This is a genomic window from Cloacibacillus sp., from assembly GCA_036655895.1.
Classification (GTDB): domain Bacteria; phylum Synergistota; class Synergistia; order Synergistales; family Synergistaceae; genus JAVVPF01.
Genome location: JAVVPF010000003.1, coordinates 1 through 15,847 on the forward strand (window position 1 = coordinate 1; position 15,847 = coordinate 15,847).

The following is a 15,847-nucleotide window of genomic DNA, read 5'->3' on the forward strand; positions in this document are numbered from 1 at the left end:
CTAAAGTTGCGCGCAGTTTCGATAGTCCCCCACGTAGATGATCAAAGAATCCAGTCACGTTTTCGCTCCCTCTCTGTAATTGTTTTTGCCGCACATGCGGCCCGTGAAAATAAAAAGAACGTAATAAAGGCGCGCCCTGCGCACCTAATATTTATGTTATTGTAACGCCTCTTATGACAATAAACAAGAAAATAAAAACAAAATTTTAAAAAAAGTAATAAAAATCCCCAAAAACAACCCGCCACGCCGCCGCAGCTTCACCGTCTCGCGCCAAATAAACGCAGGAACGCCGGCTCGTTTTGCCGCATGACCTGGATAGCAAATCTCCGTCAACGCCTTCACGCGACATCCGGCGCCCCCCCTGCCCCCACATAAGATCATAGCGGAAAGACGAACCGTCCCCCCGCGGAGAAGTTTGCGGGGGGACGGTTCGTTATTTTATCGTTTATTTATTGGCGCCGTTCGTTTACCGCTTGCCTTTCCTTCCGAGCATCGCGGCCGCAGCCAAGGCCAGCATAGCTATGCCTCCCGCTCCGGAAGAACAGCCGGTTCCTGGGTTGTTGAGCCATGGATGTGGGTCCGGGTTGGGCTCCGGCGCGACTGTGATGTGCGCCTCCACTTCGGCTAGGTAGTAACTTGCGCCATGTGGTACGAAGGCGTAAACCATGACGTCCGCGCTGCCTGTCTTGGTGCCGGTGACGCGCGCCACAGTTGCGTCGCCGCTTATAGCAAAGTTTTCTATCTTTGCTATATTCTGGGAGACGGCTGTTTGAAGCGCGTAGCTCGCTCTGGGGTAGGTGCGCACCGTAATGTCCGATGAAGTATTTACAACGGCCTTGAGGTCGTAATCGTCAAATAGGATGGTCGTGATTGGGATATTGGCCGCGTCGAAGGAGGCGACGCCTGGTGACGCAGTCCTATTGTCGTTTTTTCCGACACCGCTTGCAGCCGCGTCGGCGAGCCAGCCGCAGTTGGTAACCGTGGCGGAGAAGCCGTTCTGCCCCACTACGCCGCCGACCGCCTCGTTGCCATTAACGCTGCCGATCATCACGCTGCTGGTCACAGTGCCGTTGGCAACGATGCTGATGTTATCCCCCACTGCGTCGACTGCGACGCTGTCGATTATCACGCTGTCGGTCACAGCACCGTTGGGAACTGAGCTGATGTTATTCCCCACTACGCCGCCTACCGACTCGTTGCCCTTAATGCTGTTAGTCATCACGCTGTTGGTCACAGCGCCGTTGGGAACGATGCTGATCTTATCCCCCACTGCGTCGACTGCGACGCTGTCGGTTATCACGCTGTCGGTCACAGCGCCGTTGGGAACTGGGCTGATGTTATTACCCACTACGCCGCCTACGACTCTGCCGCCTGTAACGCTGCCGGCCATCGCGCAGTTGGTAATTGTGCCGCGGTTCTGGGCCGCCACACCGCCAACGTTAATATAGCCGGTGACGCTGCCGGTCATCGCGCAGTTGGTCACCGTGCCGTTGAAGTTATCGCCCGTCACGCCGCCGACGTTAATAGTGCCGGTGACGCTGCCGGTCATCGCGCAGTTGGCCACTGCGCCGCCATTATCACCAGCCACGCCACCTACGGAAGCCCCGCCCGCTACGCAGCCTGAGAGACGAAGGTTTTTTACCACGCCGGCTCGGCCGATATATCCGAAGAGGCCCTGATGTGATGAATCGCCCGTCTTGTTGATGTAGAGGCCTGTTATCGCGTGTCCGCCGCCGTTGAAAGTCCCCTTGAAGGGCTTCAGTCGCATTCCTATCGCGGTCCATTCGCGCGCGCTGAGGTCTATGTCGTTTGAGAGGATTATTGTTTTGTCTTTGAAGTCGTCCGAGCCGGCGTTTACAAGCGCCGCTGCGCCCGCTAGCTGCTGCGCAGTTGTGATGGTGAAGGTGGTTTTATTCTTGTCGTGCCAGGATATGTCCGCGGAGGCAGCCCAGTTCGTCGTAGGCGCGGGGACGACCTTGACTTTGCAGACCGCGGATAAGTAGCTTAAGTGTACACTTATAGTTGCGTCGCCCGGCGAGACCGACGTGATATCGCCTGAGGCGTTTACTGTAACGACGTTCCAATGGTCTGACGTCCATGTCAGCCCTTCGCCGGCCGAGGAGCGCCAAAGTATGGGCCACATTCTCGGATCGTCGCCCGCCGCCGCTGCGAGCCGCATCGTCTGAGCGTCCGAAGGTGTGACGCCGCTGCTTGCTTCGCGCGCCGCGAAGATCGTCACTTCACTTGGCGTCATCGATAGTATTGAGGCGTCCTGCTCCGCGAAGGAACTCACCATCATAAACGGAGCAAACGAGATAACGGCGATAAACGCCGCAAGCACAGAAATATTTAATCGTTTACCCTCTCCCTTGTACGCTAAAGTTTCGCGCAGCTTAGACGGTCCCGCTCGTACAAGATCAAAAAATCCAGCCATGTTTTCGCTTCCTCTCTATATTATTATTTTTTACCGCGCTCGCGGCCTGTGGAAATTTTCGTTTATCTATCGTTTTGTTTATTGTGCCGTTCGTTTACCGCTTGCCTTTCCTTCCGAGCATCGCGGCCGCCGCCAAAACAAGCATCGCTATGCCTCCCGCTCCGGCTGAACAGCCGCCTGAGCTGCCGCTTTCCGGCGTTGGCTTTGGATCCGGCGCTGGAGCTGGGGCCGGGTCAGGCTGCGGCGGATCGGGTTTTGGCGGAGCAGGCTTTGGCGGCTCCGGCAGGACTGTGAGGCGCGCCTGCATCTGGGCTTTGTAGTTTTTTGCGCCCCTTGCGACGATGGCGGAAACCATGACGTCCGCGCTGCCTATCGTGGCGCCGGTGACGCACGCGGCCGTTACATCGCCGCTTATCGCAAAGTTTTCTATCTTCGCTATATCAGGAAAAACGACCGCTTTAAGTGCGGCGCTCGCACCTGGGTAGGTGCGCACCGTCATGTCCGATGAAGTATTGACAGCGGCCATGAGGTCGTAGTCGTCAAAGAGGATGGTCGTGACTGGAATGTTTGCCGCGTCGAAGGAGGTGACTTGAACTGATGCTGGCCTCTTAGGCTCGCCGATTCCATCATTAGCCGCACTGGCAAGCCAGCCGCAGTTGGTCGGCATAAAGCCGCCGACGTTGGAACCAATTACGCCGCCGACCTTAGAAGAACCCGTGACGCTGCCGGTCATCGCGCTGTTGCTCACCGTGCCGACGCTGATGCCAACCACGCCGCCCACCTCAGAAGAACCCGTGACGCTGCCGGTCATCGCGCTGTTGCTCACCGTGCCGAGGTAGTTCCAGGCCACCACGCCGCCAACAATATTACCACTGCCAGTGACGCCGCCGGTCATCGCGCAGTTGCGAACAACTGTGCCGAAGTCATCGTTAAAGCCCACCACGCCGCCAACAATATTACCACTGCCAGTGACGCTGCCGGTCGTCGCGCAGTTGCTCACCGTGCCGCTGGCGTTCCTGCCCACTACTCCGCCGACCTGAGAAGAACCCTTGACACTGCCGGTCATCGCGCAGTTAGTCACTGCGCCGACGTTATCACTCGCCACGCCGCCTACGGAAAATCCGCCTGCTACGCAGCCTGAGAGACGGAGGTCCTTTATCGCGCCGGCTGCATCGATACATCCGAAAAGGCCCTGATTCTTATCCTGAGGGCCCGTCTTGTTGATGTAGAGGCCCGTTATCGCGTGTCCGCCGCCGTCGAAGGCGCCCTTGAAAAGTTTCGCATCTGTTCCTATCGCGGTCCATTCGCGCGCACTGAGGTCTATGTCGTTTGTGAGGGTTATCGTGTCGCCCGTGAAGTCGTCCGAGCCGGCGTTTACAAGCACCGCTATGCCCGCGAGCTGCTGCGCTGTTGTGATGGTGAAGGTGGTTTTATTTTTATTGTGCCAGGATATGTCCGCGGCATCGGCCCAGTTCGTCGTAGGCGCGGGGACGACCTTGACTTTGCAGGCCGCTTGACTGCCGCTGGCAGTGTGCGTCGCGGTGATGTTTGCACCGCCCTGTTTGACCGATGTGATGTCGCCTGAGGTGTTTACTGTAACGGAGTTCTTATTGTCTGATTTCCATGTCAGCCCTTCGCCGGCCGGGAAGACCGAAATTGTGAGCCGCATCGTCTGTGCGTCCCCAGATGTGACGCCGCTGCTTGCCTCGCGCGCCGCGAAGATCGTCACTTCTTTTGGCGTCACCGTAAAGTTTGAGGCGTTCTGCGCCGCGAAGGAGCGCTTCATCATAAACGGAGCAAACCCGATAACGGCGATAAGCGCCGCAACTGCAAAAATATTCAATCTTTTTGCTCCTCCATTATGCACAAAAGTTCTGCATAGCTCCAACGGTCCAGCACGTACTAGATCAAAAAATCCAGCCATGTTTTCGCTTCCTTTCTATATTATTTTTTACTGTGCTCGCAACCTGTGGAATAAAAGAACGGAACAAAAGCGTACCTGGCACGCCTTATATTAATCCTGATTTTAGCGTATTTGTTAATAATATTCAAGAAATAAAAAATAAAATTTTAATAAAATCAATAAAAATTATAAAAATTAACCAACCGCAGCCTGGCGGTCAGGCGTTATTGCGGAAAGACGAACCGTCCCCCCGCGGAGAAGTTTGCGGGGGGACGGTTTATTTCTTTGCTGCGGCGCGCCGGCGCGCCGGGGGGGGGATGGCCGCGGCCGGTTGTACGAAATGTGCGCCGTTAGAAATTCTGCACCAGGCTTTCAAAGGTGTCGGCCGCGCGGATGAGTTTCGTCTCGCCCGATGCTGTGATGAGCACTTCGGCGGGGCGCAGGCGGCAGTTGTAGTTGGAGGCCATCGAGTAGCCGTAGGCTCCGGCGTTTTCTACCACTATCATGTCTCCTTCGCGCACTTGCCCAAGCGCGGCGTTTTCTGAAAGGATGTCGCCGCTTTCGCAGATGTTGCCCACTACGACGGCGGTCTCTTTTGAAAACGGCGCGGGCGCTCCCGGGTCTTCTAGGTTTTTTATTATGCGCATTTCATGGCGCGAGCCGTAGAGCACGGGGCGCATGAGGACGTTGAAACCGATGTCGGTGCCTATGTAGCCTTCGCCGTGGTTTTCTTTCAGCGCGTTTACGGTGCCGAGCAGCAGGCCGCATTCGGCGCAGATGTAACGGCCCGGCTCGCATTTGAAGTGGACGAATTTGTTGTCGTAGCGTTCTATAAAATCGTCGAGGATTGGAAAGAGTTCGCCGCGCAGTTTCTCAAGGTCGAGGCGTTTTTCGCCGGGGCTGTAGGGGACGCCGAAGCCGCCGCCGAAGTCTATAAATTCGAGGCCGGGGAAGTTTTGTTCTATCATGGCAAGGAGGCTTTTTGCGGCGCGCACGTAGGCGTCCGGCTCAAGAAAGAGCGAGCCTATGTGCTGGTTTATGCCGACGAGCTTCATGTCGTATTTCGCCAGTATCTCTTTTACTTCACAGCAGAAGGCTGGGTCTACTCCAAATTTCGTTTTGTCTCCGGCCGTTACGACTTTGTCGCAGTGTCCCGCGCCTATGCCGGGGTTGAAGCGGATGGCGGCGCGGCCTCCGCGGTTTATGCTGCCGAGCCTTTCAAGCTGGGATACTGAGTCTACGCTGACTAAGATGCCGCGGTCTACGCAGTAGCGCAGTTCGTTTGTGGAGACGTTGTTTCCTATGTAGAATATGTCGTCGCCGGAGAAGCCCGCTTTTTCAAGCAGAAATATTTCGCCGGGGGACATTGCGTCGGCTGTGATGCCCTCTTCTTTGATTATTTTCAAGAGGTGTATGTTTGAGTTGGCCTTTATTGAAAAACTGGGAACGATGCGGCCGCAGAAGGCGTCCGCTATCTCTCTGCATCTGCTGCGCAGTATCTCTTCGCTGTAGACGTAGACGGGGGTGCCGTATTCGCTTATTAGGCCGGGGGCCTCTTCTTCTTTTATGAACATTTTTATTCTCCTCCCTGCGCGGCGCTAGAGCCTCGCCGCTTTTGTCGCTTTCGCGGCTGCTGCTACGGCGCGCGCGACGGCGGGAACGACGCGTTCATCAAGCGCAGAGGGGATGATGTAATCTTTTGAAAGTTCTGCGTCGGTGACGAGCGCGGCGAGCGCTTCCGAGGCCGCGAGCTTCATCTCTTCGTTTATCAGTTTCGCGCGCACCGAGAGCGCGCCGCGGAATATGCCGGGGAAGCCGAGGCAGTTGTTGACCTGATTGGGGAAGTCGCTTCTTCCGGTGGCGACTACGGCGGCGCCCGCGGCTATCGCTTCGTCGGGGAATATCTCTGGGGTGGGGTTTGCCATTGCGAAGATTATCGGGTCTTTTGCCATGCTTTTTACCATGGCGCCTGTGAGCAGGCCAGGGCGGGAGACTCCAAGGAAGGCGTCCGCTCCTTTTATTACGTCGGCAAGCGAGCCGCGTCTTTTCTCAGGGTTTGTGACGCGCGACAGTTCTATCTGCGCCTCTGTAAGCCCTTCGGGGAAGCCGCAGCAGAGCGCGCCGCCTTTGTCGCACATGATTATGTTTTTTGCGCCAGCCGATAAAAAGTATCTGGCGATGGAGCTTCCGGCGGCACCCGCGCCGTTTATTACGAGCACTGTATCTTCTATTGAGCGTTTTGTGAGCCGCAGCGCGTTTTTGTAGGCGGCAAGCGCTATCACTGCCGTGCCGTGCTGGTCGTCGTGAAAGACGGGGATATCGAGGAGCTGCTGCAATTTTTTTTCAATTTCAAAGCAGCGCGGCGCGGAGATGTCTTCTAGGTTGATGCCGCCGAAGGAGACGGCTATTTTTGAGACGACGTTTACAAATTCGTCGATATCCTGCGTGGAGACGGCAAGCGGTATGGAGTCGATGCCGGCAAAGCGTTTGAAGAGGCAGCTTTTGCCCTCCATGACCGGCAGCGATGCGGCGGGGCCTATGTCTCCCAGCCCGAGCACGGCGGAGCCGTCCGTTATGACGGCGACCAGGTTGTTTTTTATTGTGACGTTCCAAAGTTCCTCTGGATCTTTTTCAATGGCACGGCATGGCTCCGCTACGCCCGGCGTGTAGACGAGCGCCAGGTCCTCCATGCTGTCAATATTTTTCCTGCATTCGACATTGAGTTTGCCCTGCATTTCTTTGTGCATTTTCAATGAACGTGAATAGATATCTTCCATCAATCAAACCTCCGCGAAATTACGATTTAAAAAGTTTACCCCCTTATAGGTGTTATTGCAAATACCAAATCTCTTTTTTACCGTTATAATTTAGCTGTTTGTACGTATATATAGGATTTGGAGGGTTTTTTATGACATCCGACAAAAAAGAGCTTTATAATAAATGTATATCTTTTCATGGGCACAGCTGCGGCGGCCTCATGATCGGCTTTCGCGCCGCGCTCTGCGCTATGGAGCTGCTGGGAATAGAGGAGCCTTCCTGCGACGAGGAGATCGTCTGCATCGCGGAAAACGACGCCTGCGGCGTAGATGCTGTACAGGCGCTGCTTGGCTGCACCGCCGGCAAGGGAAACCTGATTTTCAGGCTGCGTGGCAAACAGGCTTTCACCATCTTCGACCGCAGACAGAACAAATCGTTCCGGCTTGTGTTAAAAGAAAGAGCTTTTGCCTCAAAAGAAGAGAAGCTTCGTTTTATGATGGAGGCTCCGTCGTCCGAAATATTTGAAGTAAAGACGCCCGCCTTTGAGTGTCCACCGAAGGCAGAAATATATTCCTCTTTTCCCTGCGGCAGCTGCGGCGAAAGAACCGCTGAACCGTGGCTGAGAGCAAAAAACGGCAAAATGTTATGCCTGGACTGCTGCAAAAAATAAACAAAGGCGCGCGGGGCTTTCATTTCAGCAGTACCGCGCGCTTTTTGTTTTACATTCCCATGTAGGCTTTTCTTACTTCGTCTGAGTTCAGCAGTTCCTGCGCGCTTCCTTCGTGGACGACGCGCCCTGTCTGGAGCACGTAGCCTCGGTCGGCTATTTCCAGCGCTTCCTGTACCATCTGCTCTACGAGCAGGATGGTGACGCCGCGCTTTTTTATCTCGACTACCGTCTCAAAGACTTTTTCAACAAGGCTTGGCTGGAGGCCGAGCGAAAGTTCGTCGAGCATGAGCAGCTTGGGGCGCGACATGAGGCCGCGCGCGATGGCGCACATCTGCTGTTCGCCGCCGCTCATCGTCTCCGCCGTCTGGTCGCAGCGCGATTTTAGTATCGGAAACAGCTCGAACATCTCTTCAAGCCTTTCGGCGTTGGCTTTTTTGTCGCCACTTGCGAAGGAGCCCAGCTCAAGGTTTTCGCGCACCGTGAGCTTTGAAAAGAGCCTGCGTCCCTCCGGCACGTAGCTCAAGCCGTTTTTTATGCTTTTGAAGGCGGGGAGGGCTGTGATCTCCCTACCGTCAAAGGTGATGGAGCCGGAGGTGGGGTGCATCAGCCCCGCTATCGCGCGCATGGTGGTGGATTTTCCCGCGCCGTTTGCGCCAAGTACGGCCACTATCTCTCCTTCGTTTACGTGCAGCGATAGGCCGTGGATGACCGGCACTTGGTCGTATGCGCAGCGGATGTTATTTACTTCAAGGATCGCCGCGGCCATCATTCTCCCTCCTTCCGCTGGTGGAGCCTTTTGCTGTATTTTTCGCCAAAATAGGCGGTGATGACGGTGGGGTCGTTTACAACTTCGTGCGGCGTGCCTTCCGCGATTTTTTTGCCGCTGGCGAGGACGACTATTTTGTCGGCGATGGGCATTATGGCTTCCATTATGTGCTCCACCATGAGGATGGTCAGCCCCTCTTCCTTCAGCCTTTTTATGACTGTGACCATGTCTTTGACTTCAGTTGAGGTGAGGCCCGCGACGGCTTCGTCGAGCAGCAGCAGCTCCGGTTCTGTGGCAAGAGCGCGCGCGACTTCGAGCCGTTTTTTGTTGCCTATCGTAAGACCTCCCGCCGGACGGTCTTTGTTTTCTTCAAGGAAGCAGAGCGAAAGACAGCGGTTTGCTACGGCCGTCGCCTTTGCGGTGTCTCCTGTGCGCATGTAGGCGCCGACCATGATGTTCTCGAATACGGTCATTTCTTTTAGCGGACGCACGACCTGGAAGGTGCGCGCCAGCCCCAACCGCGCCATTTTATGCGCGGGAAGGGCCGTCACGTCTTGGTTTTTGAATAGTATTTTTCCAGAGGTCGGCAGGTAGAGGCCGGCGACGCAGTTGAAGAGCGTCGTCTTCCCCGCTCCGTTCGGCCCGATAAGGCCGACTATCGTCCCTTTTTCAACGCTGAAGGAGACGTCGCTGTTGGCTTGCAGCGAGCCGAATTTCATTGTAAGGTCTTTTACCTCTAGCAGCGCCATCAGCGGTCAGCTCCTTTCTCTTCCGGGCCGTTCGTTTCGTCGTTCTGTTTTTTCTTTACGAAATAGCCGAGCAGCCCCATGATGCCTTTCGGCTCTTTTATCATGACGACGATGATGATGAGGCCGAAGATGATGAGGTCCATGCCGGCGCCGAGGAACGAAAGGTAGGCCCTCGTGTATTCCTGCAGCGGAATGAGGACGAGCGCTCCAAGGAACGGCCCCCAGAAGGTGCCTATGCCACCAAGTATGGTGATGAGCACAAATTTCATGGACATGTCAAGCGACATGACCATCGGCGGGTCTACGCGGTAGTTGTATTGCGCGAAGAAGGCTCCGCAGAGCGCGGCGAAGGCCGCAGATATTGCCATGGCTCCAAGCTTGACGAAGGTGCTGTTGACGCCGAGCGACTCCGCCGTCTCCTGTCCCTCGCGCACCGCGAGCAGATAGTAGCCTAAGCGGTGTTTTTCTATCCATCTCACGACGCCGAATACGAGCAGGAAGATGGCGAGGGCCCCAAGGTAATAGCCGGTCTTTGTGTTCGACCACGAGAAGTTGAGCCAGCCGTCGGGCAGTATCGGATAGTCCAGCCCAAGCGCTCCGCCGACTGCGTCCCATATCATGAAGAGCCGGTTGAATATCTCAACGATGGCGAAGGTGGCTATGGCGAAATAGTGCCCCTTGAGCCGGAAGCACGGATAGCTGATAAATATAGAGACGGCGGCTGCGGCTAGCATCCCAATCGGCGCGCCGTACCACGGCAGTGTGTTGCAGGTGACGACGGCAAGCGCCGCGCCGTATGCGCCTATGCCGAAGAATACGGAGTGTCCGAAGGAGACCTGGCCGCCGTAGCCGCTGATAATGTTCCACGACTGGGCCATCGCCGCGTAGAGCAGTATCATCGTAGCTACGTGGCCAAAGAACGAACCTCCTATGACGCCCGGTATGCAGGGCAGTATCAACGCGGCTATGATGAAGCCGTACCAGAGTTTGTCTTTTTTGCTCATAGCCGTCACCACCCAAAGAGCCCTTTGGGGCGCACAAGTATTACGAGAAGATAGATGGCGAATACCGCAACGTATTTTAGCACCGCCGCCACGTAGAAGCCGGTGAAGGATTCGACCAGACCGATGAGGATCGCGGCAAAGAGCGCGCCGGGGATGCTGCCGAAGCCTCCAAGCGCCACTACAACAAAGGCGATGAGGCTGAAGAGGCTGCCGACTTCGGGATGGACGGCCAAGTAGGTGGTCATGAGACCGCCAGCTATGCCGACGCATGCTCCACCGAGGCCGAAGACGAGCAGGTATATTTTTTCAGTGTCTATGCCCATCAGCTCCGCCGCCTCTTTGTCCATCGCCGTCGCCTGTATCGCCCAGCCGAGCCGCGTCTTTTTGATGAGGTAATAGAGCGCGCCTATTATGGCCAGCGAAAACAGCCCGGTGACGAGCTGCGGTACGGAGACGATTGCGCCTCCTATTTCAAATGTCCTGCCGTCAAGCAGTGTGCCGGAGAGCAGACGGAAGTTCGGGGAGAAACGGTTCATGCAAAAGTTTTTCAAAAGCATGGAAAGGCCGAAGGTGGCAAGCAGCGGCGCCATCGCAGCTTTTCCGAGGCTTCTTTTTATTACCCACTTATAGGTGAGCCCTCCTAATATAAAGAGGAATATGCCGGAGGCTATCCATGTAAAGATTGGGTCCAGCCCAAGCATGAAGCCCATCCAGTAGCAAATGTACATCGCCACCATGAGAAACTCCCCATGCGCAAAATTGATTACGTCCATTACGCCCCATATCATGCTGAGGCCGGCGGCTACAAGAGCGTAGAGCAGGCCGCTCAATATGCCGTCGATAAGGACTTGCAGAAAATTGCTCATGCAACGACCTCCTTCAAAAAATGGCGGGGCAGCTTCAGCGCCCCGCCGAGAGACTGCGTGATACTTTTAGGATGTTATGAAAGGTTACTTGCGTTTGTTCCAGGGAACCATCGGCACGATCGGCTCTTTGTCTTTGTATTTGAGCGGGAAGACTGTGTTGTAGCTCTGGTTTTCGAGCTGGGTGATTACGGAAAGCGCCTTTACGTTCTGCCCGTCGGGGCCGAATTTGACGGAGCCGCTGAGCGACATGACGGACGGGAAGTCCATCGTCTGAAGCACTTTAAGCACTTTTTCAGTGTCGACGGCGCCGGCCTTTTCTATCGCCTGCGCAAGCACCATCAGCATGACGGCCTCCTGGATGGAGTCGCTGTCAAAGGGCTGATTGCTCTTCGGCGTGTAGTATTTGTCCTGTATCTTTATCGCTTCGGGCATGAATTTTTTTGCAAGCTCCGGCGAGTAGCCCATGCCGCCCATGAAGAAGTTGCCGTCCGCGCCAAGTTCTTTCTGCACGGCGGGGTTCTGGTATCCGGTGCAGTAGTTGAGGGCTATCTTCGGCAGCCAGTTTACCTGTTTCATCGTGCGCACCCACAGCGAGTAGTCTCCGCCGAGCGCCGCTCCGAACACTGCGTCTGGATTGGCTGACTTCAGCTTCTGCACTTCGCTGTTGAGGTTGGTGGCGCCGTTGTTGAAGGGGACGTCGGCTACGACGGTGAGGTTTATCTTTTTAGCCGCCTTGCGCGCCTCGTCTGCCGCGTGCTTTCCAAATTCCGTGTTTTCGTAGATGAGGCCCAGCGTCTTTATGCCGGCCTTTTTATTTTTGTTCAGGTAGTCGATATAGTCGACGAACTCAACGGATTCTATCGCGTCGGTCGGCGCGTGGCGGAAGAAATATTTATATCCGCGTTCCGTGAGGGCGGCGGAGCTTGAACAGCCGCACATGAATATTTTCTTCGCACGTTCGGCTACCGCGCTTGCGGGCTTCGTAGCGGCGCTGTTGTAGCAGCCGATTATCGCAAAGACTTTTTCCTGATTATAGAGACGCTCGGCCTCCGATTTCGCGACGTCCGGCTTGCCCTGATGGTCGGCCGGGACTATTTTTATCACATATTTACCGCCGAGCAGTCCTGCGTTTGCGGCAAGCGGCGCTTTTATACCGGGATTCTTTGTGTTGATGACCTCAGCCGCAGCTAGCACTGAGTTGACGCAGTTCTGGCCGGAGACGGCGGCGGGGCCTGTCAGCGGGAACAAAGCGCCGATCTTGATCTCTTCGACGGCGAACGCCGACGAAGAAGCAAGGAGAGCGGTGCAAAGAACCAGCATAACGACGATCATGGTGCGTTTGTTCAGTTTCATAATTACATCTACCTCCCTTGTTTTTAGGAGCCTAAGAGGCTCCGTGTTCATTATAAGCCAAATTTTATTTTGCAGTCAATTTCTTTATATATACTTTTCCGACAGCTTATCCCAAAGCCACTATTTATATTGACATTTAATAAGAGCAGCATTATATTCTTAGTATCACAGTGGACAATTCCACGCATTAAAAACAAATAAACATCTCAAGGAGGATGTTATTCTATGATATTTCATGCAGAGGCCGTAATCACACCGCGCGAGGGAGTTCTGGACACTCAGGGCAAGGCCGTTGAAAAGACGCTTGCACATCTTGGATATAAGGGACTGAACGAAGTGCGCGTGGGGCGCATCGTTACGCTCCAGCTTGAGGCCGAAAGCGCCGACGCGGCCACGGAGGCCGTGAAGAATATGTGCCAGGACCTTCTGGCGAACGACCTGATTGAGACTTATAAAATTTCGGTGCGGGAAGCATAGCGATGAGAACAGCCGTCGTCGTTTTTCCAGGAAGCAACTGCGACCGCGACGTACAGCGGGCGGTCGCGGAGACGCTGAAAACACCTGTCGATATGGTATGGCATGAGGAGACGGACTTCGCCTCCGAGCCGGACCTCGTTATCCTCCCCGGCGGATTCTCGTACGGGGATTATCTGCGTTCCGGCGCGATGGCGGCGCGTTCGCCCATCATAGCAGCGGTGCGCCGCCACGCGGAGGCCGGAAAGCTGCTGCTCGGCATCTGCAACGGCTTTCAGGTGCTTACGGAGACAAAGATGCTGCCGGGCGCTTTGCTGGTGAACACTACTACGACCTTCCTCTGCAAAAAATGCTACGTGAGGGTCGAGCAGACGGAAAACCATTTCACCTCCGGCATGAAGAAGGGCGAGATAGCCCAGTACCCCATCGCGCACCACGAGGGGCTTTATTTCCTGCCGAAGGCGGAGCTTGATGCGCTTGAGGAGGCGGGGCAGGTGGTCTTCCGCTACGCTGACCCGAACACCGGCGAAGCGGGCGCGGAGTACGCGCCAAACGGCGCTTTGAACGGCATCGCCGGCATCTGTAATAAGGAAGGAAACATTCTGGGGCTTATGCCGCACCCTGAACGCTCGACGGTATCGCATCTGAACGGCGGAACGGACGGCGCGGCATTCTGGCTTTCTATAGCAGAAGATTTCGCAAAGAGAGGTAGACGTTAATGGATTTCCGCAAGGTTGGACTCTCGGAATCAGAATACAAGAGGATCATAGAACTGCTCGGACGCGAGCCGAACGCTCTCGAACTGGAGCTTATCGGCGTAATGTGGTCCGAGCATTGCAGTTATAAATCTACGCGCCCGCTTTTGCGCACTTTCCCGTCAAAGGGGAAGTATGTGCTGCAAGGACAGGGCGAGAACGCCGGCGTGGTGGATATGGGTGAGGGCTGGGGCTTCGCCTTTAAGGTGGAAAGCCACAACCACCCCTCCGCGGTGGCTCCGTTTCAGGGCGCCGCGACCGGCGTGGGCGGCATCATCCGCGACATTATAGCGATGGGCGCGCGTCCTACCGTCTCTATGGACGGCCTTTTCTTCGGCGACGCGTCGCTTCGCAAGACAAAGAATCTGGCAAAGGGCATCGTTGAGGGCATCGGCGCTTACGGCAACGCGGTGGGCGTGCCCATCCTCGGCGGAAAAACTTTTTATTCTCCCTGCTACAACGACAATCCGCTTGTGAACGCGTTCAGCGCGGGCTTCGTGCGGCTAGACAAGATGGCGAGTTCGCAGACGGCGAAGCCGGGCGATTTCGCGGTGCTGCTTGGCTCAAAGACGGGCCGCGACGGAATCGCGGGCGCCTCTTTCGCCTCGCGCGAGCTTGACGAGGATTCAAAGGCCAGCAAGCCTCAGATACAGATAGGCGACCCGTTTGAAGAAAAGCTGCTTATTGAGTGCTGCATCGACCTGCTTGAAAAGAACCTCATCGCCTCTATGCAGGACATGGGAGCGGCGGGCATTCTTTCATCGTCTAGCGAGATTGCGCACAAGAGCGGCTGCGGCATCGACATAGAGGTAGAAAAGATACCGCTACGCGAAGCTGACATGCTCCCGTGGGAAATTTTCCTTTCGGAGTCGCAGGAAAGAATGCTGCTCGTCGTCGAAGAGCCTCAGCTGGAGGCGGTATTCGCGCTCGCAAAACACTACGGCCTTGACTGCGCCGTGGTCGGCACTATGACGGACAGCAGACGTTACCGCGTCTACAAAAACGGAAATCTCGAAGCGGAGCTGCCTACCTCTATCCTTGGCGACACGCCGGAGAAGATATGGCCCGCGGCCGAGCCAAAGGATATGCCCGCCCGTCAGGCGATAGACCCCGCCTCTTTAAAATGCACGGACGCGGCGGCAGACCTGCTTGAGATGCTTTCCTGCCCCAACGGACATAAAAAAGACGCTATATGGGAGCAGTATGATTCCATGGTGCAGCTCCACACGATAGCCGGCCCCGGCGAACCCGCGGCGATAACGGAGGTGCCGGAAACGCGCCGCGCCTGCGTGCTTACGATGGAGGCCGAGCCGTACAAGTGCTGGACGGACCCGTACACTGGAGCGGCGGAGGCTATGGCGCTTTCGCTTCGCGGCCTGTGGCTCACGGGCGCAGAGACGCTGGGCATGACGAACTGCCTGAATTTCGCCTCTCCCGAAGACCCTGAGAAGTTCTACGAATTAAAGGAATGTCTGCGCGGACTTGCGGAGACCTGCGGCGCTCTTGACTGCCCCGTAGTCTCCGGCAACGTCAGCCTTTACAACGAGACCGCGACCGACCGCATCTTCCCCACTCCGCTCGTTGTGACGGCTGGGCTTGTGGTGGACCGCGACAAAGTTGTCCGCGCCGGCCGCGCACAACCGGGCGACGCCGTATATCTCGTGGGCAAAGCGGAAGGGTCGCTCGGCGGCTCGCGCTATCAGCAGTACAAAGACGGCAGGCCGCTTGGCGTCACCGTCGCCACAGACTTTGAGGCTGAAAAGGCTTTCCGAAAGGCGGCGCTTGACGTGGCGCACCGCCAGCTTGCGCGTTCTGGACGCGTAGTGGCGGGCGGCGGCCTCGTTACCGCTCTTGCAAACGAAGCGGTAGCGTCCGATACAGGCATGGAGATAACGCTTCCCGTTGGAACGCGCGTGGAAAAAACGCTTTTCTCAGAGGGCGGAGCGCGCGCGGTCTATTCCGTGGCGCCCGAGCGCGCGGCGGAGTTTGAAGCGGCGTGGGCCGGTTTTCCGTGCGTGAAGGCGGGCACTGCCGGCGGCGATAAATTTACGTGGCGCGAGGTTCTCTCTCTGCCGCTTGAAGAGCTTAAGAAAGCATTTACGGAGGAAAAATAAAT

At 56.1% G+C, this 15,847-nt stretch carries 13 protein-coding genes; 4 read left to right on the top strand and 9 right to left on the bottom strand.

Annotated features, from left to right (window positions below; genetic code table 11):
* Positions 1 to 466: 466 nt before the first annotated feature.
* The 4 genes from RRY12_01705 to RRY12_01720 all read right to left on the bottom strand — a co-directional run bounded on the left by RRY12_01705 (position 467) and on the right by RRY12_01720 (position 7,114).
* Entirely contained in the window at positions 467 to 2,434 is a 1,968-nt protein-coding gene (locus tag RRY12_01705; protein MEG2183369.1) for a hypothetical protein, read from the bottom strand.
* A 94-nt stretch (positions 2,435 to 2,528) separates the two neighbouring features.
* Entirely contained in the window at positions 2,529 to 4,277 is a 1,749-nt protein-coding gene (locus tag RRY12_01710) for a GLUG motif-containing protein (protein ID MEG2183370.1), read from the bottom strand.
* A 410-nt stretch (positions 4,278 to 4,687) separates the two neighbouring features.
* Entirely contained in the window at positions 4,688 to 5,911 is a 1,224-nt protein-coding gene (gene lysA / locus RRY12_01715; protein MEG2183371.1) for a diaminopimelate decarboxylase, read from the bottom strand.
* Positions 5,912 to 5,935: 24 nt separating this feature from the next.
* Positions 5,936 to 7,114 (bottom strand): malic enzyme-like NAD(P)-binding protein, encoded by a 1,179-nt coding sequence (locus RRY12_01720; GenBank protein ID MEG2183372.1) that lies wholly within the window; start codon positions 7,112 to 7,114, stop codon positions 5,936 to 5,938.
* Between the two features lie 131 nt (positions 7,115 to 7,245).
* On the opposite strand from RRY12_01720, the gene RRY12_01725 reads away from it, so the two are divergent.
* Positions 7,246 to 7,764: an FmdE family protein gene (locus RRY12_01725; protein ID MEG2183373.1), complete on the top strand. Its 519-nt coding sequence runs from the start codon at positions 7,246 to 7,248 to the stop codon at positions 7,762 to 7,764.
* Between the two features lie 49 nt (positions 7,765 to 7,813).
* Here RRY12_01725 and RRY12_01730 read toward each other — a convergent pair whose 3' ends face one another.
* The 5 genes from RRY12_01730 to RRY12_01750 form a co-directional block, all read right to left on the bottom strand.
* The gene (locus RRY12_01730; GenBank protein MEG2183374.1) at positions 7,814 to 8,530 is read right to left on the bottom strand and encodes an ABC transporter ATP-binding protein; all 717 of its coding nucleotides are present in this window, start codon (positions 8,528 to 8,530) and stop codon (positions 7,814 to 7,816) included.
* Entirely contained in the window at positions 8,530 to 9,279 is a 750-nt protein-coding gene (locus RRY12_01735; protein MEG2183375.1) for an ABC transporter ATP-binding protein, read from the bottom strand. Before RRY12_01735 ends, RRY12_01730 begins: the two co-directional genes overlap by 1 nt.
* Positions 9,279 to 10,283, bottom strand: coding sequence for a branched-chain amino acid ABC transporter permease (locus tag RRY12_01740; GenBank protein ID MEG2183376.1), 1,005 nt, complete (start codon positions 10,281 to 10,283; stop codon positions 9,279 to 9,281). Before RRY12_01740 ends, RRY12_01735 begins: the two co-directional genes overlap by 1 nt.
* A 5-nt stretch (positions 10,284 to 10,288) precedes the next feature.
* On the bottom strand, positions 10,289 to 11,149 hold the full coding sequence (locus tag RRY12_01745; protein MEG2183377.1) for a branched-chain amino acid ABC transporter permease: 861 nt from the start codon (positions 11,147 to 11,149) through the stop codon (positions 10,289 to 10,291).
* Positions 11,150 to 11,233: 84 nt separating this feature from the next.
* Positions 11,234 to 12,502, bottom strand: coding sequence for an ABC transporter substrate-binding protein (locus RRY12_01750; protein ID MEG2183378.1), 1,269 nt, complete (start codon positions 12,500 to 12,502; stop codon positions 11,234 to 11,236).
* A gap of 225 nt (positions 12,503 to 12,727) precedes the next feature.
* Between RRY12_01750 and purS the strand changes: the two genes are divergently transcribed.
* From purS to purL, 3 genes are read left to right on the top strand one after another with little or no spacing between them, the layout of a single operon-like run.
* The gene (purS, locus tag RRY12_01755; protein MEG2183379.1) at positions 12,728 to 12,979 is read left to right on the top strand and encodes a phosphoribosylformylglycinamidine synthase subunit PurS; all 252 of its coding nucleotides are present in this window, start codon (positions 12,728 to 12,730) and stop codon (positions 12,977 to 12,979) included.
* Between the two features lie 2 nt (positions 12,980 to 12,981).
* Positions 12,982 to 13,695: a phosphoribosylformylglycinamidine synthase subunit PurQ gene (gene purQ, locus RRY12_01760; GenBank protein MEG2183380.1), complete on the top strand. Its 714-nt coding sequence runs from the start codon at positions 12,982 to 12,984 to the stop codon at positions 13,693 to 13,695.
* Positions 13,695 to 15,845 (top strand): phosphoribosylformylglycinamidine synthase subunit PurL, encoded by a 2,151-nt coding sequence (gene purL / locus RRY12_01765; GenBank protein MEG2183381.1) that lies wholly within the window; start codon positions 13,695 to 13,697, stop codon positions 15,843 to 15,845. The genes purQ and purL overlap by 1 nt, the downstream gene beginning before the upstream one ends.
* Positions 15,846 to 15,847: the final 2 nt, after the last annotated feature.